General features: G+C 59.7%; 17 protein-coding genes, 3 tRNA genes and 3 rRNA genes. 16 read left to right on the plus strand and 7 right to left on the minus strand.

All coding sequences use genetic code 11. The annotated features are described in order from the left end of the window. Positions 1–606, minus strand: a complete 606-nt coding sequence (locus GCU68_RS07555; protein ID WP_152940368.1) for a hypothetical protein — start codon at positions 604–606, stop codon at positions 1–3. 199 nt (positions 607–805) lie between these two features. On the opposite strand from GCU68_RS07555, the gene GCU68_RS07560 reads away from it, so the two are divergent. Next, positions 806–2,140, plus strand: a complete 1,335-nt coding sequence (locus tag GCU68_RS07560; protein WP_152940370.1) for an RNA-guided endonuclease InsQ/TnpB family protein — start codon at positions 806–808, stop codon at positions 2,138–2,140. A 66-nt stretch (positions 2,141–2,206) separates the two neighbouring features. Here the strand turns inward: GCU68_RS07560 and GCU68_RS07565 are convergent, their stop codons facing one another. Continuing rightward, positions 2,207–2,722 (minus strand): PH domain-containing protein, encoded by a 516-nt coding sequence (locus tag GCU68_RS07565; protein WP_152940372.1) that lies wholly within the window; start codon positions 2,720–2,722, stop codon positions 2,207–2,209. A 185-nt stretch (positions 2,723–2,907) separates the two neighbouring features. Here GCU68_RS07565 and lipA point away from each other — a divergent pair, with 185 nt between their 5' ends. The 5 genes from lipA (at position 2,908) to lpdA (ending at position 9,375) form a co-directional block, all read left to right on the plus strand. Further along, on the plus strand, positions 2,908–3,870 hold the full coding sequence (gene lipA, locus GCU68_RS07570; RefSeq protein WP_152940374.1) for a lipoyl synthase: 963 nt from the start codon (positions 2,908–2,910) through the stop codon (positions 3,868–3,870). 274 nt (positions 3,871–4,144) lie between these two features. Next, entirely contained in the window at positions 4,145–5,251 is a 1,107-nt protein-coding gene (pdhA, locus tag GCU68_RS07575) for a pyruvate dehydrogenase (acetyl-transferring) E1 component subunit alpha (RefSeq protein ID WP_152940376.1), read from the plus strand. A 1-nt stretch (position 5,252) separates the two neighbouring features. Then, positions 5,253–6,251 carry an alpha-ketoacid dehydrogenase subunit beta gene (locus GCU68_RS07580; RefSeq protein ID WP_152940378.1) on the plus strand — a complete coding sequence of 333 codons (999 nt, stop codon included), beginning with the start codon at positions 5,253–5,255 and terminating at the stop codon, positions 6,249–6,251. A gap of 1 nt (position 6,252) precedes the next feature. Further along, positions 6,253–7,848: a 2-oxo acid dehydrogenase subunit E2 gene (locus tag GCU68_RS07585; protein WP_152940380.1), complete on the plus strand. Its 1,596-nt coding sequence runs from the start codon at positions 6,253–6,255 to the stop codon at positions 7,846–7,848. An 84-nt stretch (positions 7,849–7,932) separates the two neighbouring features. After that, the gene (gene lpdA, locus GCU68_RS07590; protein ID WP_152940382.1) at positions 7,933–9,375 is read left to right on the plus strand and encodes a dihydrolipoyl dehydrogenase; all 1,443 of its coding nucleotides are present in this window, start codon (positions 7,933–7,935) and stop codon (positions 9,373–9,375) included. Positions 9,376–9,587: 212 nt separating this feature from the next. On the opposite strand, the gene GCU68_RS07595 is transcribed toward lpdA, so the two are convergent. Then, on the minus strand, positions 9,588–9,884 hold the full coding sequence (locus tag GCU68_RS07595; protein WP_152940384.1) for a DUF7521 family protein: 297 nt from the start codon (positions 9,882–9,884) through the stop codon (positions 9,588–9,590). After that, complete coding sequence (locus GCU68_RS07600; RefSeq protein WP_152940386.1) at positions 9,881–10,258, minus strand: winged helix-turn-helix domain-containing protein; 378 nt, start codon at positions 10,256–10,258, stop codon at positions 9,881–9,883. Before GCU68_RS07600 ends, GCU68_RS07595 begins: the two co-directional genes overlap by 4 nt. Positions 10,259–11,883: 1,625 nt before the next feature. Here GCU68_RS07600 and GCU68_RS07605 point away from each other — a divergent pair. The 5 genes from GCU68_RS07605 (at position 11,884) to GCU68_RS07625 (ending at position 17,158) form a co-directional block, all read left to right on the plus strand. Beyond that, positions 11,884–13,356 (plus strand): 16S ribosomal RNA (locus GCU68_RS07605). 134 nt (positions 13,357–13,490) lie between these two features. Beyond that, positions 13,491–13,562 (plus strand) — tRNA-Ala (locus GCU68_RS07610). A gap of 223 nt (positions 13,563–13,785) precedes the next feature. Further along, a 23S ribosomal RNA gene (locus GCU68_RS07615) occupies positions 13,786–16,706 on the plus strand. A 123-nt stretch (positions 16,707–16,829) separates the two neighbouring features. Next, positions 16,830–16,951 (plus strand): 5S ribosomal RNA (gene rrf, locus GCU68_RS07620). The 16S, 23S and 5S rRNA genes sit together here with 2 tRNA genes alongside, the layout of an rRNA operon. 131 nt (positions 16,952–17,082) lie before the next feature. Next, a tRNA-Cys gene (locus GCU68_RS07625) sits at positions 17,083–17,158 on the plus strand. Between the two features lie 562 nt (positions 17,159–17,720). Here GCU68_RS07625 and GCU68_RS07630 read toward each other — a convergent pair. The 3 genes from GCU68_RS07630 to GCU68_RS21275 form a co-directional block, all read right to left on the minus strand. After that, a tRNA-Lys gene (locus GCU68_RS07630) sits at positions 17,721–17,794 on the minus strand. Between the two features lie 111 nt (positions 17,795–17,905). Next, positions 17,906–18,592: a DUF7119 family protein gene (locus GCU68_RS07635; RefSeq protein ID WP_152940388.1), complete on the minus strand. Its 687-nt coding sequence runs from the start codon at positions 18,590–18,592 to the stop codon at positions 17,906–17,908. A 52-nt stretch (positions 18,593–18,644) separates the two neighbouring features. Then, positions 18,645–18,791, minus strand: coding sequence for a hypothetical protein (locus GCU68_RS21275; protein WP_168927077.1), 147 nt, complete (start codon positions 18,789–18,791; stop codon positions 18,645–18,647). Positions 18,792–19,498: 707 nt separating this feature from the next. On the opposite strand from GCU68_RS21275, the gene GCU68_RS07640 reads away from it, so the two are divergent. From GCU68_RS07640 to GCU68_RS07655, 5 genes are all read left to right on the plus strand, one after another. Continuing rightward, positions 19,499–19,993, plus strand: a complete 495-nt coding sequence (locus GCU68_RS07640) for a ferritin-like domain-containing protein (protein ID WP_152940390.1) — start codon at positions 19,499–19,501, stop codon at positions 19,991–19,993. Between the two features lie 5 nt (positions 19,994–19,998). Beyond that, positions 19,999–20,133 (plus strand): hypothetical protein, encoded by a 135-nt coding sequence (locus GCU68_RS21945; protein ID WP_264373479.1) that lies wholly within the window; start codon positions 19,999–20,001, stop codon positions 20,131–20,133. 144 nt (positions 20,134–20,277) lie between these two features. Continuing rightward, a complete protein-coding gene (gene rimI, locus GCU68_RS07645) occupies positions 20,278–20,760 on the plus strand; it encodes a ribosomal protein S18-alanine N-acetyltransferase (protein ID WP_152940392.1) in 483 nt (160 codons plus the stop codon). A gap of 57 nt (positions 20,761–20,817) precedes the next feature. Then, a complete protein-coding gene (locus GCU68_RS07650; RefSeq protein ID WP_152940394.1) occupies positions 20,818–21,225 on the plus strand; it encodes a DUF5810 domain-containing protein in 408 nt (135 codons plus the stop codon). 45 nt (positions 21,226–21,270) lie between these two features. Beyond that, on the plus strand, positions 21,271–21,681 hold the full coding sequence (locus GCU68_RS07655) for a DUF5809 family protein (protein WP_152940396.1): 411 nt from the start codon (positions 21,271–21,273) through the stop codon (positions 21,679–21,681). The last annotated feature ends 51 nt before the right edge of the window (positions 21,682–21,732 follow it).

Here is a 21,732-nt window from a genome sequence, read left to right on the forward strand (position 1 = left end):
TTACCGCGCGTTAAACAGCGCCGCGAGGATCGCCCCAGCGGTCGCGAACACGAGCGGGTAGAGTACACCACCGAGGACGAACGCGGGGACGAACGCCGGCGCGATCGAGCCGGTCGCTTCGACGCCGAACACCTCTATTTCGGTGCTCGACTCGGCGACGAGCGCGCCAAGGGCCATGACCGCCGCGTAGCCGAGCGTCACCGGCGCGCCGACGACGACGGCCGCACCGATATCGGTGACGTTCCACTGGACAGCCGCGATCGCGCCGACCGTGAGCAATACGAGCGGCGGAATCACGTACAGGAGGTCGGCCCCCGCGGCGTTCGACTGCGCGATTAAGTCGACCGTGCTCGTGCCGCCAAGCGAGCCGAACGCGCCGCTGGCTTCGACGTCGACCATATGGGCGTTGTAGAAGTACCAGGCGACGCCCTTCCAGTCGGCAATTTCGTCGCCGAAGGCCTCGTGCACCTCGCTGACGATCAGCACGTACGTCACGAGATAGCCGATCGCGGCGGCCAGCACCCCAAGGCCCGCACTCGCCGCGACGCTCGAGCCACGCGGTACGCCACCGGCTCCGTCATCGGTTCCCGTCAACTGTGACGTCATCGTACCGACTCCCGAACAGAGTCGATCGTATGGGCTTTGTGGTTTAGCTGAAAGAGAGGGCGCTAAGCCCCCTTCCTCAGGGAGCGAACGGAACAGCGTGGAGTGAGCGAGCAGGGAGGGGATACAGCGTCCGCTCGATTCTCTACCACTCTAATCAGAGTGTTTAATTAACCACATCCACTAGCAGGAGACAAGTCGCATGGAGTACAGTCCACGATACCGACTCTTCCCGACAACCGAACAGTGGGAGAGTCTCGACTGGACTCGAAACATTGTGCGACAACTCTACAATCACGCGCTCCACGAATTCAACAAAATCCCACAAGACGAAGGAACACTTCGACAGCGAGTCTGGCACGTCCGCGATGAACTCCCCAGTCTCAAACAACAGTGGACTGACCTCAAACAGATCTACTCTACCGTGTTGCAGAAAGCTGTCGAACGTATCCGCACCAACATCAACAACCTCGGCAAGCTGAAAGCCAAGGGGTACGATGTTGGCTCGTTGAACTGGAAAGCGCCGCGTGAATTTCGGAGTTTCACGTATCGGCAATCGGGCTTCGAACTCGACACCAAGAGTGGCTCGAATAACCGAGCAATCCTCCGACTCAAGAAAGTCCGCGGCGAAACCCTGGAGATTCCAATCCAACTCCACCGCGACCTTCCTGATCACGACGCTATCAAGGAAGTCACGGTGAAGAAAGAACCCACAGGAGCATGGTACGCCTCGTTCTGTATCAGCACCAACGAACCTGAGAAACCCGCCCCAGAAAACATCGATGCAGAGGACACCGTCGGTCTCGACCTCGGCGTCCTCAACTTCGTCCACGACTCAGATGGTCGCTCCATCGGACGCCTCGACTTGTCCGACGAGCGAGAACGCCTCGAACGTGAGCAACGCTCGCTCTCTCGCAAGCAATACGAGTCGAATAACTGGGAGAAACAGCGCCTTCGAGTCGCTGAGGTTCATGCGTGTATGTCGAACAAGAAACACGACTACAAGCACAAACTCGCCCATGCGTATACAACACTGTCCGACGCGGTGTTCGTCGAGAACTTGAACGTGAAGTCGATGCTCGAAGGTGAAGGTAACGCTCGAAACAAGGCTGAAGTTGGATGGCGTGACTTCATATCACTTCTCAAGCATCACGGTCGAAAGAACGGGTGCCACGTGGTCGAGGTTGAACCGTCTGGGACGACGAAAGAGTGTGCATCTTGCGGCGTGGAAACCGAGAAACCCCTTTGGGTTCGTGAACACTCGTGTCCCTCTTGTGGGCTTGAACTGGATCGGGATTGGAACGCGGCGTTGAACGTGAAGTCGCGTGGGCTGTCGAAACTAGGAGTGGTTCACTCCGAAGGAACGTCCTCAGAATTGCATGGCAATTCTGATGGACTGCGAAAATCGTCCGACGATTTTCGAACGCCCGTGGAGACTGCGACCGCTGTGGACACTGTTTCCGTGTCTGCAAGTCGCGTCGTTGAAACAGGAAGCTCCTGCCTCAAGGAACGAGCGGCTGCCACCGCGAGTGAGTAGGCAGGGGTAGTTCACGTGCTGGGCCGGGACTCGAGTGGTGTGGGTGAGGAGCTGCCGCTCGGCCGTTCAAACCGTCGAACCGTCGGCTGTGGTCTCCTCGAGTTGGTCGCTCAGCAGTTGCGAGGCGCGCTCGGGGTTCGCCACACGCTCGAAGACGAGCTCGGGGTCGCCCGAGCCGGCGGTGTAGACCGTCAGGTCGCCGTAGCCGAGCGCGCGGCCGGCGGCGCTCTGACTGAGGCTCGTGTTCTGGACGCGGTCGAGACGGAACTGGGTGACGTCCCTCGAGACGACGCCGTGTTTTTTGTACAGTTCCGAACTCGTGATCACGTAGCGGGTGTTGGTCCAGACGAGATACCGGGCGAACGCGAGGCCGACGCCGACGACCGCCACGAGGAGGCCAACGGCCGTCAGGAGGCCGGCCCCATTGGTCGCCGTCCAACCGGCGAGGACGAGACCGACGAGTGCGAGGCCAACCCCGACCGGGAGTCCGAGCCCCATCGTGATCGGGTGCGGTCGGCTCTCCCAGATGACGTCCTCGTCGTCACTGATGTGAAACCAGTCGGGGGTCGTGCCAAACGCCATCGATACCGTCTAGGGGCGCGCCCAACGTATAGCTATCAGGAGGCTACCGTGGGTAACCGCGGCATACTCCGCCGAACGGGGTCTCGAGGCTCGATTTTGCCACTCTCGCTGTGATGACCGACACAACGTGCCGGCTGGACCGCCGTAACCACCACGATTTTCACGTCGTAACCCGTTGTTCGGGTATGAGCAGCGCACGCAAACCCGACTGGTTGAAGATGCGGCCACCGTCGGGTCGGGAGTTCGCGGGCATCCGGGAGACGCTGCGCGAGCGCAACCTCCATACCGTCTGTGAAGAGGCCAACTGTCCGAACCTCGGCGAGTGCTGGTCCGGCGGCGCTGGCACCGGCGAGGGCGAGGGCGGGACAGCGACGTTCATGTTGATGGGGGATCGCTGCTCTCGAGCCTGTAACTTCTGTGACGTCCAGACCGGCGGGATGGAGCCGCTCGATCCCGACGAACCCGCGAACGTCGCCGAGGCGATCGCGGAGATCGGGCTGGATTACGTCGTCCTGACGAGCGTCGACCGGGACGATCTGCCGGATCAGGGCGCAGGCCACTTCGCAGAGACGATCCGCGAAATCAAGGCCCGCCATCCCGGCATTCTCGTCGAAGTCTTGATTCCCGACTTTCAGGGCGAAGAACACCTCGTCCGGAAGATCATCGACGCCGACCCGGACGTGATCGCCCACAACGTCGAGACCGTCTCCCGCCTACAGTTCCCCGTTCGGGATCGGCGTGCGGGCTACGAACAGAGTCTGGGCGTGCTCGAGCAGGTCGAGCGCGAGTCCGACATTTATACGAAAACCTCGATCATGCTCGGCCACGGCGAGTACGACCACGAGGTCTACCAGACGCTCGCGGACTGTCGCGAACGCGGCGTCGACATCGTCACGCTCGGGCAGTACCTTCGGCCCTCGAGAACCCATCTCGAGGTCAAGCGTTACGACCACCCGGATAAGTACGAAACGTGGCGCCGAGTCGCCGAGGAGGAGTTGGGGTTCCTCTACTGTGCAAGCGGCCCGATGGTGCGCTCGTCGTACAAGGCGGGCGAGCTGTTCGTCGATGCCATCCTGCGCGAGGGGAAAAGCGTCGAGGCGGCTCGAGCCGACGCGCGACGCCAACAGTCACCGCAGACTGAGTCCTAATCGACTGCAACAGCGTTCGATCGACGCCCACGAGCCCATTTCACCGCTTTTCTTCGACCGAATCGTATACTCGTTCAGTACCGCTCTCTGCACATGGCTTGTGCTGGACAAACGAGTTGAAATGTCGCTCTCGTCTCACCGATGTCCATAACAAACCACTGACGGACGAAATTCTCCGATAGGACGGCAAGAATCTCGCAAATAGTAAACTATTTTGGGAAACTCCTTTATCCTGAGCGATAGTTCGTTCGGGTATGGACAGGTGGGTTTTCCTGTGAGTACGATACAACGCGACCCCCGGGACCGAGTACAGGTGCTCGACGACTCCGGGCAGGTCCTCGAAGATGCCGATGTGCCCGACCTCTCCGCGGACGAGCTCGTCAAGATGTACGAGCAGATGCGATTGGTCCGTCACTTCGACGAACGTGCGGTGAGCCTCCAGCGACAGGGGCGGATGGGGACGTACCCGCCGCTGTCCGGGCAGGAAGCCGCTCAGATCGGCAGCGCCCACGCCCTCGACGTTGACGACTGGGTGTTCCCCAGCTACCGCGAACACGGTGTCGGGCTGGTTCGGGGGCTCTCGCTCGAGCGAACGCTGCTCTACTGGATGGGCCACGAGCAGGGCAACTACATCCCCGAGGACGCCAACATCTTCACCGTCGCAGTCCCCATTGCGACCCAGATCCTGCATGCGACGGGGGCCGCCTGGGCCTCGCGCCTTCGCGACGAGGAGAAGGCGTTCATCTGTTATTTCGGCGATGGGGCCACCTCCGAAGGCGATTTCCACGAGGGACTCAACTTCGCCGGCGTCTTCGATACCCCTACCGTCTTCTTCTGTAACAACAACCAGTGGGCGATCTCGGTGCCCCGAGAACGCCAGACGGCAAGCGCCACGCTGGCACAGAAAGCCGAAGCATACGGCTTCGAAGGCGTGCAGGTAGACGGGATGGACCCACTTGCAGTGTACAAGGTCACCCGCGAGGCCGTCGAAAAGGCGAAGCAGCCGGACGACGACGAACTGCGACCGACGATGATCGAGGCCGTCCAGTACCGCTTTGGCGCGCACACGACGGCGGACGACCCCTCCGTCTACCGGGACGAGGAGGAGGTCCAACGCTGGAAGGGGAAAGATCCGATTCCCCGCCTCGAGACGTATCTCCGGGACGAAGGGATCCTTGACGACGAGCGCGTCGACGCGATCGGCGCTCGGATCACCGAGGACGTGGCCGACGCGATCGACGCTGCGGAGTCGTACGAACGCCCTGACCCCCAAGAGATTTTCGCTCACGTCTACGAGGGGATGCCCCGGCGCTTACAGCGCCAACTCGAATCCTTCGAATCGCTTCGCGAACGCCACGGCGACGACGAACTTCTAGAATAATATGGCTGCAGACTCAGCAACACGATCGGAGAAACTCACGCTCGTACAGGCCGTCCGAGACGGCCTCCAGACGGAGATGGAACGCGACGACGACGTCATCGTCATGGGTGAAGACGTCGGGAAAAACGGCGGCGTCTTCCGCGCGACGGAGGGCTTGTACGACGAGTTCGGCGAGAACCGGGTCATCGACACCCCGCTGGCCGAGTCGGGCATCATTGGCACGGCGATCGGGATGGCTGCTTACGGAATGCGACCGGTACCCGAGATCCAGTTCCTCGGATTCATCTATCCCGCGTTCGATCAGATCGTCTCCCACGCCGCGCGCCTGCGAACGCGCTCTCGCGGGCGATACACGTGTCCGATGGTCGTCCGAGCACCCTACGGCGGCGGTATCCGCGCCCCCGAACACCACTCCGAATCGACGGAGGCGATGTTCGTCCACCAGCCCGGCCTGCAGGTCGTTATCCCGTCGACCCCCCACGACGCCAAGGGGCTGTTGGCCAGCGCGATCCGCTCGCCGGACCCGGTGATCTTCCTCGAGCCGAAACTCATCTACCGGGCGTTCCGCGAGGACGTTCCCAGCGACTCCTACGAGGTGCCACTCGGCGAGGCGGCCGTCCGCCGCGAGGGTTCGGATATCTCAGTCTACACGTGGGGTGCGATGACCCGCCCGACGATCGAGGCCGCGGAGAACCTCGCCGGCGAAATCGACGTCGAAGTGATCGATCTGCGGACGCTGTCGCCACTCGACGAGGAAACGATAGTCGAGTCGTTCAAAAAGACGGGACGGGCCGCGGTCGTCCACGAGGCTCCGAAAACGGGCGGGCTCGGTGCCGAGATCGCCGCCACCATTCAGGAGGAGGCGCTGTTGTATCAGGAAGCGCCGGTCCAGCGCATCACGGGCTTCGACACGCCGTTCCCGCTGTACGCACTCGAGGACTACTACCTGCCCGAACCGGCCCGAATCGAGGACGGCATTCGAGACGTGATGGGGTTCTAACATGGTTAGAGAGTTCGAACTCCCCGACGTCGGCGAAGGGGTCGCCGAGGGAGAACTGGTCTCGTGGCTGGTCGACGCAGGCGACGCGGTTTCCGAGGACCAGCCGGTCGCGGAGGTCGAGACCGACAAGGCACTCGTCGAAGTCCCCTCGCCGGTCAACGGCACCGTCCGCGAGTTACACGTCGAGGAAGGCGAGGTCGTCCCCGTCGGGACGGTCATCATCTCGTTCAATGTTGAAGGCGAGGATGACCTCGAGGCCGAGGCTGAACCGGAACCGGAACCCGCCGATGAGGGCACCGACGAGACTACTGCCGGACGTCCCGGCGCAACCGGGGCCGAGACCGACGAGATCGAGACGCCCGAGGACCGCGTGTTCGCTCCCCCACGCGTGCGACGGATGGCACGCGAGGAGGGTATCGACCTCTCGAGTCTCGAGGGCAGCGGCCCTGGTGGCCGGATCACCACGGCCGACGTCCGGGCTGCTATCCACGGTGACGCCGGCGGCGAGCAGGCCCCGGTGGAACCGACGCCAACCGACGCGACGACGGCCGACGACTCGAGCGACGCGGCCGCGGCAGCCGGCGAGGGGGAGCAACCAGCCGAGCCCTCGAGTCCAGCTGTGACGACGGAACCGCCGGCGGGGATGGAGTCCGCCGACCGCGAGAAGACCCTCGCTGCACCGGCAACCCGTCGACTCGCCGACGAGGAAGGCGTCGATATCGATGCCGTCCCCGCAACTGAGGAGCGCGACGGCGAGGCGTTCGTCACACCCGAGGCGGTCCGGGAGTACGCCGTCGCCCAGCAGCGGGCACAAGAAGCTGACAGGGACGCACTTGCGGCGGGAGAAGCGGTCGGTGCGAGCGAAACGGCGTTCGCTCCCGGCGAACGTGAGCACCGCGAGCCGTTCCGAGGCGTGCGCAAGACGATCGCCGACGCGATGGTCGAATCGAAATACAGCGCGCCCCACGTCACCCACCACGACGAGGTAGACGTGACTGCACTCGTCACGGCCCGCGAGGACCTCAAACCGCGCGCCGAGGAGCAAGGCATTCGGCTGACGTACATGCCCTTTATTGTGAAGGCCGTCGTCGCCGCGCTGCAGGAGTACCCCGAAATGAACGCGGTGATCGACGAGGACGCCGAGGAGATCGTCTACCGCGATTACTACAACATCGGTATCGCCACCGCGACCGACGTCGGGCTGATGGTACCTGTCCTCGAGGACGCCGATCGGAAGGGTCTGCTCCAACTCTCCTCGGAGATGAACGAACTCGTCCAGAGAGCCCGCGAGCGGACGATCAGCCCCGACGAGCTCCGTGGATCGACGTTTACGATCACCAACGTCGGCGGCATTGGCGGCGAGTACGCCACACCGGTTATCAACTACCCCGAAGCCGGCATTCTGGCTATCGGCGAGATCAAGCGCAAACCGCGCGTGGTGACCGACGATCACGGCGCGGAGTCGATCGAACCACGCTCCGTGCTGACGCTGTCGTTGTCGTTCGATCACCGACTGATCGATGGCGCTGTCGGTGCCCAGTTTACCAACACCGTCATGGAGTACCTTGAGAACCCACACCTACTATTGCTCGAGTAGTCGTAGAGAGACTCACCGCACTATGACCCAGCCACTACACATGAACCTTGACACACCGAATACGGGAACGGAGGTATCGAACTGATGGTCGTCGGCGACGTCACCACTGGCACAGACGTACTGATCATCGGCGCGGGGCCGGCCGGCTACGTGGCCGCGATTCGTGCCGGCCAACTCGATATGGACGTCACGCTCGTCGAAAAGGAGGCCTACGGCGGCACCTGTCTGAACCACGGCTGTATCCCCTCGAAAGCGCTGATCACGGCGACAGACATTGCTCACGAGGCAGCCACCGCCGAAGAGATGGGTATCCACGCTGACCCCGCGATCGACCTCGCCGGCATGGTCGAGTGGAAAGACGGGGTCGTCGACCAGCTCACGGGCGGCGTCGAGAAACTCTGTAAAGCGAATCAGGTCACGTTACTCGAGGGGACGGCCACGTTCGACGACGAACACACCGTCCGCGTCTCTCACAGCGGCGAGGGACAGGGGTCCGAGACCCTCGAATTCGAGAACGCAATCGTCGCGACTGGCTCGCGTCCCATCGAAATCCCGAACTTCGAGTACGGCGACGAGCCGATCCTGAACTCGAGACAGGCACTGGCGCTCGATTCCGTCCCCGACTCGATGGTGATCGTCGGTGCCGGGTATATCGGGATGGAGCTGGCGACCGTCTTCGCCAAGCTGGGAACCGACGTAACCGTCATCGAGATGCTCGACTCGATCATGCCGGGCTACGACGACGATCTGAAACGACCCGTCAAACAGCGAGCGAACGACCTCGGTATCGAGTTCGAGTTCGGCTACACCGCGTCGGAGTGGCACGACAGCGACGACGATGGCGTTCGGGTCGTCGCTGAGCCAGCGCCCGAGAACGACGATTCGGACGCCGCCCTCGAGCTCGACGCCGAGAAAGTACTCGTCGCCGTCGGTCGCGAACCAGTCTCCGATACGCTCGCACTCGAGGCCGCCGGCATCGAGACGGACGAACGGGGGATCATCGAAACTGATTCGCACGCGCGCACGTCCGCGGAGCACATTTTCGCCGCTGGCGACGTCGCCGGTGAGCCGATGCTCGCCCACAAAGGCAGCATGGAAGGAAAAGTCGCCGCCGAGGTCATCGCCGGCGAGCCGTCGGCGATCGATCATCAGGCGATGCCTGCAGTCGTCTTCACCGACCCCGAAATCGCGACCGTTGGACTGACCGAGTCCGAAGCGGAAGCCGACGGCTTCGACCCCGTCGTCGGCACGTTCCCGTTCCGTGCCAGCGGCCGCGCGCTGACGACCGGTGAGACCGATGGATTCGTCAAAATCATCGCCGAGGAGTCCGAGGGTTACGTCCTCGGTGCCTCAATCGTCGGCCCCGAAGCCTCCGAACTCGTCGCTGAACTCGGCCTTGCAGTCGAGTTGGGTGCAACCCTCGAGGACGTCGCATCCACGGTTCACGCCCACCCGACGCTCTCAGAGTCAGTGATGGAAGCAGCCGAGAACGCGCTTGGCCACGCGATCCACACGCTGAATCGCTGAGAGACTCGAAGCGTCTTTTCACCAGTTGTCTCCTCTGACACTCGAACTCACTCGAGTCGAGGGTCGCGTTCCGGTATGTTCTCCCGCTATCAAAATCCATAGCCACGCGACGGCTGCAACTCACATCGCCCGCACGGCTTGAAACCACACATTTCGGTGGCGACACTCGAGGTCACAGCACTGCTCGTCGAGAACGACTGCAGGACCGCTCTTTACTGAACGTACAGCGAATACGCGATCACGAGGAACCCAGCCAGTACGAGCAGGCTCTCGAGTAAAATCCCCATCGCGAGTTGCATACCCAACAGTTCGTACAACAGCCCGGCGAGGACGAGACCGAGCGTGACGAGACCGAACCCGCCGGCGAGATAGCCAAGTGCGCGTTGCCGCGTTCGACGGTACGCTTTGAACGCGAAGTACGTGATTGCACTGCCGACGACGAGCACGAGCGTTTTAACGGCCGCAAGCAACAGCGCGATTTCGGTCAGTCCAGTCGGATGCGGACTCATGTCTCCTTTCGCACCTCCGACCACAACTCGGCCAGTCGTTCGTCTGCCGTCCGAGCCGGTCGCTCGATCTGGACTGCCAGCGTTCGGTCGTCGTCTAACACGAGCGTGATCTCGTCGAACGCAACCGCGTACTTACTCGCGTGGTGACCGTCCTGACGGATCTCAGTCGACTCCTCGAGTAACGTCGACTCGGTCAGCAACTCCAGCTTTCGGTACAGGGTCGATTGCGGAATCTCACACTGGTTCGTTAACTCAGCGGCTGTCATAGGTTCCTCGAGGTTCCTGATAATCTCGCGGCAGTCGGGATCGTCGAGCGCAGAGCAGATCTCTTCTGCTGACGGCATCGACTCCGAAGCGATCGGGTCCCGGACCATTCGTCTGTCCCTTACGACGCACGTGGTTTATCGGCATCGATGCGTCCGCCTGTTCGGTACCAACATATGCACATCTGGCAGCTCTCATTTCGCTCGAGTCACGAAGCCTTCTTGCGGATGCATGCTCAAGTGCACTCTACGCGGGTCTCATTCGGTCCGACCGCGTCTACAAGGGCGGGATGATCGACCGACCTCCGCCCGCGTGACATTCTAAACAGTAAGGATGGTGTACACCTGATCGCACGACAGCCGTGCGGTTAGTGTTACCTCGCTCCAGTCGACACTCTATTGTCGCCACTGAAAGTCAATGCACATCGCACGACGGCTGTGCGATGCATGTGTAAACCGTTTCACTTGTTGTGATAACTGCGATTCGACTGTCGTGTCCCGACGCGTTCGTTGAGCACCTGTCGATGCGGACTCAAGGAACCCACCCACTCATCGACTCGTGTTCTATCAATTTATATGCGGAACAGGCGCAATACCACGGCCTTCAGGCCGTGGATACACGCCGTCACTCGATGATGCCACCCACTGACAGAAGCATAGCCCGAGTCTCCAATCCTAACGTTCAAATCACAAGAGATCCTACATTATGGCGAGGTCAGGTCGGAACAGAGCGGATTCCGAACGACCTTCGGAGGTCGTTCGAGAGAGCGTCGCTCTCTCGTGATGACGAAAATCTTTAATTTTCGAACCACGGTCAACCCGCCAATCCAATGAGACAGTATCCGAAACGCCAACGCGGTGAACGCGAATCCTTGAAGGATTCGGCTCGTGCCCGTCGGTTGAGCAAGCCCGATGATACCTCCGAGTCCGTCGACGCGTCAGCGACTTCCTGCTGGCAAAAACAACAGCTGGGTGTCAACGATGCTGAGGATAGGAGTAACGGCCACTTGGCATGGCCAGACAGCCACCGACCACGACGACTGGGTTAGACGCGAACTCCCGAAAAGTGGCGGAGTCATGGTTGTAAACCTGAAACTCCCACCGCTCGGGATTCCTGCGTCTTCAGGCGCAGGAGGATGTCAAGTTACAGACCCCGTCTGGGCTGCTCACTCGTTCTTCGAATCTATTAGAATATTTTAATAAATCACTCGGATGATACCGTGTCATGGTATCGGTCCCCGATCGTCGGTTCATTCGACGGCCTTATATATGCACTTGGCCTTCGATAGTATTGTAAACGACGTGGCGCATGCCGCCACGTCCTCCGGCCGTATCCCGGCACGGAGGGATGCACGTCCGTTCCCGTACTTGAACTCTCGGACACGATGTCCGATGGCGTCCTGATCCGACGCCCTTAAGTACATAAGGGAACTCGGATGTGAATGCAAACGACGTGATTGACGCCGCGTTCAACTCGTGGCGTCACGTCAGCATGGATCACTCAAGTCCGAAGGGGTTATGTACTCCTGGTGGCTTAGAAGTAGATCCGAAGGGAATGAGGATCCTACCCCTGCGGTCCGCCGTACAGATGGGATCTGATGTTAGCCTTGGTAGTTCGGTGTCGCCCGATCGGTCGACGATCTTGGGGTCACCGAACGTGGACCCATTTATGTGTGAGTGTGTATCTTAACATTCACCGCCAAGAACCCTCCCGACAATGGTTGGGAGTATATAGCATTCCGGTTGATCCTGCCGGAGGTCATTGCTATTGGAGTCCGATTTAGCCATGCTAGTTGTACGAGTTTGTACTCGTAGCAGATAGCTCAGTAACACGTGGCCAAACTACCCTATGGATCCGGATACCCTCGGGAAACTGAGACTAATCCGGAATACGATTCTCAGGCTGGAACTGCAGAGAATCAGAAACGCTCCGGCGCCATAGGATGTGGCTGCGGCCGATTAGGTAGACGGTGGGGTAACGGCCCACCGTGCCAATAATCGGTACGGGTTGTGAGAGCAAGAGCCTGGAGACGGTATCTGAGACAAGATACCGGGCCCTACGGGGCGCAGCAGGCGCGAAACCTTTACACTGCACGCCAGTGCGATAAGGGGACTCCGAGTGCGAGGGCATATAGTCCTCGCTTTTTGTAACCGTAGGAAGGTTACAGAATAAGTGCTGGGCAAGACCGGTGCCAGCCGCCGCGGTAATACCGGCAGCACGAGTGATGACCGCTATTATTGGGCCTAAAGCGTCCGTAGCTGGCCGCGCAAGTCTATCGGGAAATCCGCACGCCTAACGTGCGGGCGTCCGGTGGAAACTGCACGGCTTGGGACCGGAAGACCAGAGGGGTACGTCTGGGGTAGGAGTGAAATCCCGTAATCCTGGACGGACCGCCGGTGGCGAAAGCGCCTCTGGAAGACGGATCCGACGGTGAGGGACGAAAGCTCGGGTCACGAACCGGATTAGATACCCGGGTAGTCCGAGCTGTAAACGATGTCTGCTAGGTGTGTCACAAACTACGAGTTTGTGATGTGCCGTAGGGAAGCCGTGAAGCAGACCGCCTGGGAAGTACGTCCGCAAGGATGAAACTTAAAGGAATTGGCGGGGGAGCACTACAACCGGAGGAGCCTGCGGTTTAATTGGACTCAACGCCGGACATCTCACCAGCATCGACAATGTGCAGTGACGGTCAGTGTGATGAGCTTACCTGAGCCATTGAGAGGAGGTGCATGGCCGCCGTCAGCTCGTACCGTGAGGCGTCCTGTTAAGTCAGGCAACGAGCGAGACCCGCATGCCTAATTGCCAGCAGTACCCTTGTGGTAGCTGGGTACATTAGGGAGACTGCCAGTGCCAAACTGGAGGAAGGAACGGGCAACGGTAGGTCAGTATGCCCCGAATGTGCTGGGCGACACGCGGGCTACAATGGCCAAGACAGTGGGATGCAACCCCGAAAGGGGACGCTAATCTCCGAAACTTGGTCGTAGTTCGGATTGAGGGCTGAAACTCGCCCTCATGAAGCTGGATTCGGTAGTAATCGCGCCTCAGAAGGGCGCGGTGAATACGTCCCTGCTCCTTGCACACACCGCCCGTCAAAGCACCCGAGTGAGGTCCGGATGAGGCCCGGTTTCCGGGTCGAATCTGGGCTTCGCAAGGGGGCTTAAGTCGTAACAAGGTAGCCGTAGGGGAATCTGCGGCTGGATCACCTCCACAGACCGGGATCAGGACGCTGTCCTGACCCACCAGCGGTTTTCACGTTCGATCGACCCATCGCGCGGCCGATCGGGCACCTCAGAACTACCGAGGCTAACACATATGTCTCTGTCCGCCCATCTGGGCGGACGTGGGCCCATAGCTCAGTGGTAGAGTGCCTCCTTTGCAAGGAGGATGCCCAGGGTTCGAATCCCTGTGGGTCCATGACTCGTACCGGTCACAGATCCGTGCCCTTAAGTGGGCGACGGGACTGTGATTGAGTACGACTGAACTGATGCACCACTCCGCGCAAGTGTGAGTGGGAAGGGTCAATGCAGGCCGGCCGTCTACCGGCGTGCAGATGCGACCGTGTGTACGTGTAGTCCAGGCGTCCACTGGACCCGTTCCCGGGTCACGATGTTGCGACTCTGTCGCAACGCCGATCCGATGAACGTGGCTACTGTGCCAGCTGGTGGATCGCTCGGCTTGAGAGCTGAAGACGGACGTGCCAAGCTGCGATAAGCCTATGGGAGCCGCACGGAGGCGAAGAACATAGGATCTCCGAATGGGAATCCCCACCGCAATTGCTTCGCGCAATGGGGAACGTCGAGAATTGAAACATCTTAGTATCGACAGGAAAAGAAAACGTAATCGTGATGTCGTAAGTAATGGCGAATGAACGCGACGCAGTCCAAACCGAAGCCCTTACGGGCAATGTGGTGTTCGGACTGACGATCACTTCCCGAAAAACGACACGAAGTCTCTTGGAATAGAGCACGAGACAGGGTGACAGTCCCGTAAGGTCGTCGAGTACGGAACGAGTCAGTTCCAGAGTATCGGGGGTTGGATATCCCTCGTGAAGATCGCGGGCATCGACCGCGAAGACTAAACACTCCTCAAGACCGATAGCGAACAAGTAGTGTGAACGAACGCTGAAAAGCACCCCACAAAGGGAGGTGCAATAGGGCGTGAAATCAGTTGGCGATAGAGCGACAGGGCACGAAAGGTCCCGTATTGAATGAATCAGGCGCGAGCCTGTAGTAAGCCATACGGGAAGCCGGTGTTCTGTCGTACGTTTTGAAAAACGAACCAGGGAGTGTGCCTGTTTGACGAGTCTAACCCGATCATCGGGGAAGGCGCAGGGAAACCGATATGACCGCAGTCTTACGACGAGGGTCACCGTGTTCAAGCGCGGGGAGTCAAACGGGCACGACCCGAAACCGGACGATCTAGGCGTGGACAAGGTGAAGCGTGCCGAAAGGCACGTGGAGGCCTGTTAGAGTTGGTGTCCTACAATACCCTCTCGTGATCTACGTCTAGGGGTGAAAGGCCCATCGAGTCCGGAAACAGCTGGTTCCAACCGAAACATGTCGAAGCATGACCTCTGCCGAGGTAGTTCGTGGGGTAGAGCAACGGATTGGGGGACCGCACTCCGAGAGGAGTGCGCCCCCCTGTCCAACTCCAAACCTACGAACGCCGTTTGACGCAGGGAGTCCGGTGCGCGGGGTAAGCCTGTGTACCGTGAGGGAGACAACCCAGAGCTGGGTTAAGGTCCCCAAGTGTGGACTAAGTGCGATCGAAGGTGGTCTCAAGCCCTAGACAGCCGGGAGGTGAGCTTAGAAGCAGCTACCCTCTAAGAAAAGCGTAACAGCTTACCGGCCGAGGTTTGAGGCGCCCAAAATGATCGGGGCTCAAGTCCACCACCGAGACCTAGCGGCATCCGTAAGAGGATGATTCCGTAGGTTGGCGTGCTGTTCGGGCGGAAGCATGGTCGAGAGATCATGTGGACCGTGCAGTAACGAAAATCCTGGTCATAGTAGCAGCGTTAGTCGGGTTAGAACCCCGACGGCCGAACGAGTAAGGGTTCCTCAGCAATGCTGATCAGCTGAGGGTTAGCCGGTCCTAAGTCAGCCCGTAAGTCGAAGCTGACAACAGGGAAATAGGTTAATATTCCTATGCCAGTGTGCACTCAAAGCCGACGCTTTGGGGCCGCCTGAGCCGGGCTTTCGCCCGGTCGAACAGTCGAACATCGTGGAAGCCGTAATGGCACGAAGCGATCGAATGGCTGGATAGCGCAAGTCAGGTCAACCTAGAGCCCGTGAAAAGGTGAGCACACTGTCCGTACCGAGATCCGACACAGGTACTCGTGGCGGCGAAAGCCAAGGTCTGTCGGGAGCAACCGACGTTAGGGAATTCGGCAAGTTAGTCCCGTACGTTCGCAATAAGGGATGCCTGCCTCGCGAAGAGGCAGGTCGCAGTGACTCGGGCGCTCCGACTGTCTAGTAACAACATAGGTGACCGCAAATCCGTAAGGACTCGTACGGTCACTGAATCCTGCCCAGTGCGGGTATCTGAACACCCCTTACAAGGGGACGAAGGACCCGTTAACGGCGGGGGTAACTATGACCCTCTTAAGGTAGCGTAGTACCTTGCCGCTTTAGTAGCGGCTTGCATGAATGGATCAACGAGAGCGCCACTGTCCCAACGTTGGGCCCGGTGAACTGTACGTTCCAGTGCGGAGTCTGGAGACCCCCAAGGGGAAGCGAAGACCCTATAGAGCTTTACTGCAGGCTGTCACTGAGACGTGGTCGCCATTGTGCAGCATAGGTAGGAGGCGTTACACAGGTACCCGCGCTAGCGGGCCACCGAGCCAGCATTGAAATACTACCCGATGGTGACTGCGACTCTCACTCCTGGCGGAGGACACTGGTAGCCGGGCAGTTTGACTGGGGCGGTACGCGCTTGAAAAGATATCGAGCGCGCCCCAAGATTTCCTCACTCGGGTCGGAGACCCGAGGAAGAGCGCAAGAGCAAAAGGAAGTCTGACAGTGTCCGGCACAACGACGGACGCTGACGCGAAAGCGTGGTCTAGCGAACCAATTCGGCTGCTTGATGCGGCCAATTGCTGACAGAAAAGCTACCTTAGGGATAACAGAGTCGTCACCCGCAAGAGCACATATCGACCGGGTGGCTTGCTACCTCGATGTCGGTTCCCTCCATCCTGCCCGTGCAGAAGCGGGCAAGGGTGAGGTTGTTCGCCTATTAAAGGAGGTCGTGAGCTGGGTTTAGACCGTCGTGAGACAGGTCGGCTGCTATCTATTGGGGGTGTGCGGTATCTGACGAGAACGTTCGTATAGTACGAGAGGAACTACGAATGGGTGCCACTGGTGTACCGGTTGTTCGAAAGAGCACGTGCCGGGCAGCCACGCACCACGGGGTAAGAGCTGAACGCATCTAAGCTCGAAACCCACTTGGAAAAGAGATACCATCAAGGCCACTCGTAGAAGACGAGATCGATAGACTCGGGATGTACGCGCCAAGGCAACGAGGCGTTGAGTCCGCGAGCACTAATCGGCCAAGCCACACAATCATATTACATCGCATTGGATCCGTGACGCGTGAACGGGTCCGGACGCAAACTGGACTACACATACACACGGTCGGAGACCACCGATATTGGCATGACGACGGTTCGATTCCGTCGATCGGCGTTACGGCGGCCACAGCGGCGGGGTTCCTCCCGTACCCATCCCGAACACGGAAGATAAGCCCGCCTGCGTTACGGTGAGTACTGGAGTGCGCGAGCCTCTGGGAAATTCGTTTCGCCGCCTCCATTCATACTTCAGTTACCCCAACGAGCCACAGCTGTGGCTGGCTGGGATTTTATAGTTACGTACGGCACATCGTACCAACGATCGTGCCGTACCGCTATGCTTAAACGAACGCAACAACAACGTTTAGATGCGCCAAGGTGGCAGAGTCCGGCCGAACGCAGCGGCCTGCAGAGCCGCCCACCGCCGGTTCAAATCCGGCCCTTGGCTTTTGAAACAACCATTCATCGTGAGACAGATCTTTCTTCATCGTTATTCAATCGAACTGCTACATTCCAATTAATAATAACCCGAACAGAACGTGCAATGTAACCAATACGTTAAGGATCTTGTCTACAGCTCTCGAGTCGCGAGTCCCTGTGTCACTCCCGTGGCTCTGTTATTACACATGGTCTGAATTGAGGTCGAAATAAGTTGGACACACGGTTGGACGTGTTAACCGTGCCGTGTGCGATCCAGTTCTGATACGGACGACTCGGTGGGACGTTTTCTGAGGATAGGTCAGACCGACTACCGTAACAACTGAAACAAGTCACACACTAATCGTAACGTCATCCGGTCAGATGTGTAGTGACATTCAACGGCTACTATCGGCGACGTGTGTCCTCAAGCCACTGAAATTCCGTTTCCCGTAGGATGGTCGTCGAAAAAGCAGGTCAGGCGCGAGCTGAATACACGGTCGATCGCTTCCTCGTCACCTCACTCACGAGACTGCGTTCGAATGCCGCCAGTTCCGAACCCGATAGCTCACGGATTCGTTCGTCGTTAGAAGCGGGCCGGGCGCGATTTGAACACGCGACCGTCTGGTTAAAAGCCAGACGCTCTGCCAGACTGAGCTACCGGCCCTGCATTCCCTTCTTGTCGGGTGGTGTGGTTAAACGTTTCTTTCTTCGTCGACGTGCCGGTCGATTTGGCGGTCGAATGAACCGGAAATATATTCGGGCTATGACAGAAGTACTACTCGAAGTACTGCTCGAGTGCGTCACTGACGATGGTTCCGGGTTCGACGCCGTCGATGGAGGCACGGCGACGGAGGTCGCGGTAGGTTGTTGGGGAAAGGGTGAGCTCGAGTTGGCCCAGTCGAACGCTGTGTTCGGCAAGTGCCTGTTCGATCGGGGTGTCATCGTTGATCGCACTTGCGACGTTGCGGACTTCGCGGACGGTAAGGTCACCGTCAAGGGTCGCCCACGCGAGCAGGAGACGTGATTCGCCGCCGACGCGGGCGATGTGTTTGGCGGCCGTTGGTGCAATACGGCCAAGTGCGACCTGTTTACGGACTGAGCGGGGAAGATCGTGTACGCGAGCCCACTTTCGGATGAACGAAACGGTTGCGTCACCACCGGCCCGTTCCGCTGCGGCCTTGTACGAGCCTTCACCGCGAACGAGGGCGGCACAGGCAGCAGCGCCGCGCAGCATATAGAGGTGATCGTCGTTGGTTTCGCCCGCGGCGAACTGACGAACGGTCTTGGCTGCATCAGCGAGGCTCTCGGGATCGGTTGGATCGAACTGAACGGCTTCGCGGGCGCGAGTCCCGGTAACCGATTCGTCGCCCCGGATAACTGGCGCACCAACAGGTGATTCCCGGTCCGTCGGGATCGATCGACCATCTTCGCGACGGCGGTTACCGGGTCGATTGTCGGTCATTGGAATTCAGTATGTGTCTCGAGGGGAAAAGTGTCGCTACCTGGTGAATGCGCTATTCGCCGCGTTTCTCGGCGAGATGTTCCCAGATTTCCGTGCAACCAGCACCCTCTTCGATATCGTCGAGGTGAGCATCGTCGCGCTCATCGGAGTCCTGCTCGTGATCGATCGGCTTTGGCTTACATTCGGCCGCATCAGACATGGATATCCCTACGAACGTGGGATGTATAAGTACGGCTTCGGCTGCAAGCGATACCCGTGCTTGGGCCTAGAGGTCAGTGATGCCGCTATCCCTGACACGCTTTACAGACGAATCCGGTGGTCGTCATGCGGTTGTGATCGATCGGGACGTCATCGACCGTCGCCGGCTGGTACTGCATCCGAGTCCCAGTGAATCGCTGGGGAATCGGCAGTTGTAACACGACCACACTTAGTATGGTGATTCGAGGTCATCGGTGTGCTGGTGAGGCGGACGGGTGCGGTGCTGTGGTGGCAGTGTAGACACTCAATTGCGATCGGGAACCTCGTGTCGCGTTGGTGCTGGATGGGGCCGGTCGAACGTCGAACGGTGTCGTCGACTCCTGGGGTGTCGTGTTGCTTTTGGGACTGTCGTGGAGCGCAGCGAGTGGATTCGTTGGTTTACTCTTCTGGCAAAAGCAGCCGGTAAGTGGGGCAATATGATACGAGATTAGTGAATTTCTAACGACAGTTTCTACGCTACGCAGCTCTTGAACTGTCCTGTAATAGGATGCGCCTCATTGTTTCACTCTAAAAGGTATGGGCTTAAGTCTGATATCGCTCGGACGGCGATACACGGTACAGTGCTCCGGTGATAGTCCTAGTCGTTTCCATTGCCAGCGCCTGTCTTCGCAGGCTCTCGACTTTTTCACATTGCTGGCGAAGCCGCCCATGAGTCTTGAAACCATCCATGACCTGTTCGAACACGGCCTCGAGGACATCTATCATGCCGAACACCAACTACTCGACGCGCTCGACGAACTCGAGCAGAACACCGAACGTGACGAGATCTCCATCGCGTTTGCTGAGCATCGCGAGGAGACCCAAGGACACATCGATCGGCTTGAGGAGGTGTTCGAGCTGTTCGGCGAGCCGCCGGAAAAAGAGGAATGTGAGGGCATCGAGGGACTGATCGAGGAGTACGAAGAGTTCACGTCGGAAGATCCCAGTCCGGATATCCTCGATTACTACAACATGGCCGCGGCTGAGAAGACCGAACATTACGAAATCGCGGCCTACGGCAATCTGATTCCCATCGCCGACCAGCTTGGCATGGATGAAGCTGCTGACCTGTTAGAGGAGAACCTCCGGGAAGAGCAGGATGCACTGGATGAACTGAAAGAACTTACCGAGGAGTTCGAGATCGACGCGATCCCGGCTGAGTGATCGACATGGCAGACGACGAATCCGACGGGGAACAGACGCAGTATGGGGGGACGGAAGACAAGCAGCTGACAACCGACATTGGCGATTCTGGCGATAACGGGTCCGAAGACGACGCTGGCGATGACGACGCGTCTGAGTGACGGCACCAATTTTTGCGACCGATCGGGTGCAGTTGAACCCGCGTCTCGACTGTTAGGTGAGACCCAAAGACTCGAGTCGGGAGCAGGACCTCAGCCGCTCTCGCGTCGCTACTTCTTTTATCACTCGGTACCGTACGCTCGAACGTGACAACGCAGGCACCCGGGATCGGTAACGGCAGCGACCTCTCGATTCGGACCGCCAGGCGAGCCGACCTGCTCGCGGTCGTCCATATCGAGAACGAGTCGTTCGCTCAGCCGTGGCCCTACGATGCCTTCGAGCGGTTTCTCGGTGAGCCGGGATTTCTCGTCGCCCTCGAGGACCCAACCGAGGTCGTCGGATACATTGTCGCGGATGTAACACAGAACTTCGGGCGGCAACTCGGACACGTCAAGGATATCGCCGTCCACCCGGACTACCGCACAACGGGCGTCGGGACGGCGCTTCTCACGCAGGCACTCGCCGTACTCGCAGCCCACGGTGCGGACACGGTGAAACTCGAGGTTCGTCGCTCGAACGACGGGGCCAAACGCCTGTATCGTGAGTTCGGATTTGAGCCGCTTCGGATCGTTCCCGGCTACTACGAGGACGGTGAGGACGCGATCGTGATGCTTCGCAAACTTGAGTGAGCAACTCAAGCGTCGTCGGACGTGGCCGTTTTATCGCCGGCACCCGTACCTGCGAGCATGGGATACGCTTGCCCCGTCTGTGAGACCGAACAGGCCGACGCCGTCCATCTCGCGAATCACCTCGCGATCACCGCCTCGCTCGGCCGCCGCGACCACGGCGAGTGGCTCGAGGCACACGCGCCCGACTGGGCTGACTGTTCTCCCGAGGAGTTAGGCGAGATCGTCAGCCAGCACGCCTCCGAAATCGAGACACCAGACTTCGAGTCGTCGGGCCACGGACACGACCACGGACGTCCGGATTCGCTCGAGGAGGGCCTCGCCAGCCAGAGCCGCCAGCCCGGTCGTGGGGCGCTATCCACCGAAGCCGAAGGCGTCTTGCAGGAGGCCAGAGAGTTGACGCGGCAGATGGAGTCCGACGGAACCGATCACGATGAAGGCGACGCGACGGACGGCGCGAGTGAGTGAGGCGAACGCGTAACTGGTAACTGCCTCCTCCGAGCACGTCGAGGTATGCACACTGTCGGGACGGTTGCGCCGGCGTCGGTCGAGGAGGCACGCGAACGCTACGACGACGTCGGTCCCGCAGCACAGACCGTCGTTCGGGAGGTCGCAAAGGCCATGGAGTTCGACCGCGCGGAGTACAACGACCGCGTCACGGGCGAGGTCGTCGAAACTGCACGGGACGCGCTGTTCGCGAGTCTCCTCCGTGTCCACGTCGGAAGCCGCGAGGAGTTCGACGACTGGCAGGCAGCCTACGACGGTGACGTTACGGTCGTCGGCCACGAGAACGTCGATCGCGTGGTCTGGCATGCGGGACCCGAGGACGACGCCGTCGCCGCGACGTTCCAGAACGAGGAGGATGCGGCCGTTGCAACCCTCCGACGGCAGGCGTTCGGTCGCCTGTATCGAGAGCTCGTTTGAGGCGAGTCGGGTTCGAAACCGAGGAAGCGGCAGCTATTACGCTCTCGAGCC

The organism is Natronorubrum aibiense (assembly GCF_009392895.1).
GTDB classification, from domain to species: domain Archaea; phylum Halobacteriota; class Halobacteria; order Halobacteriales; family Natrialbaceae; genus Natronorubrum; species Natronorubrum aibiense.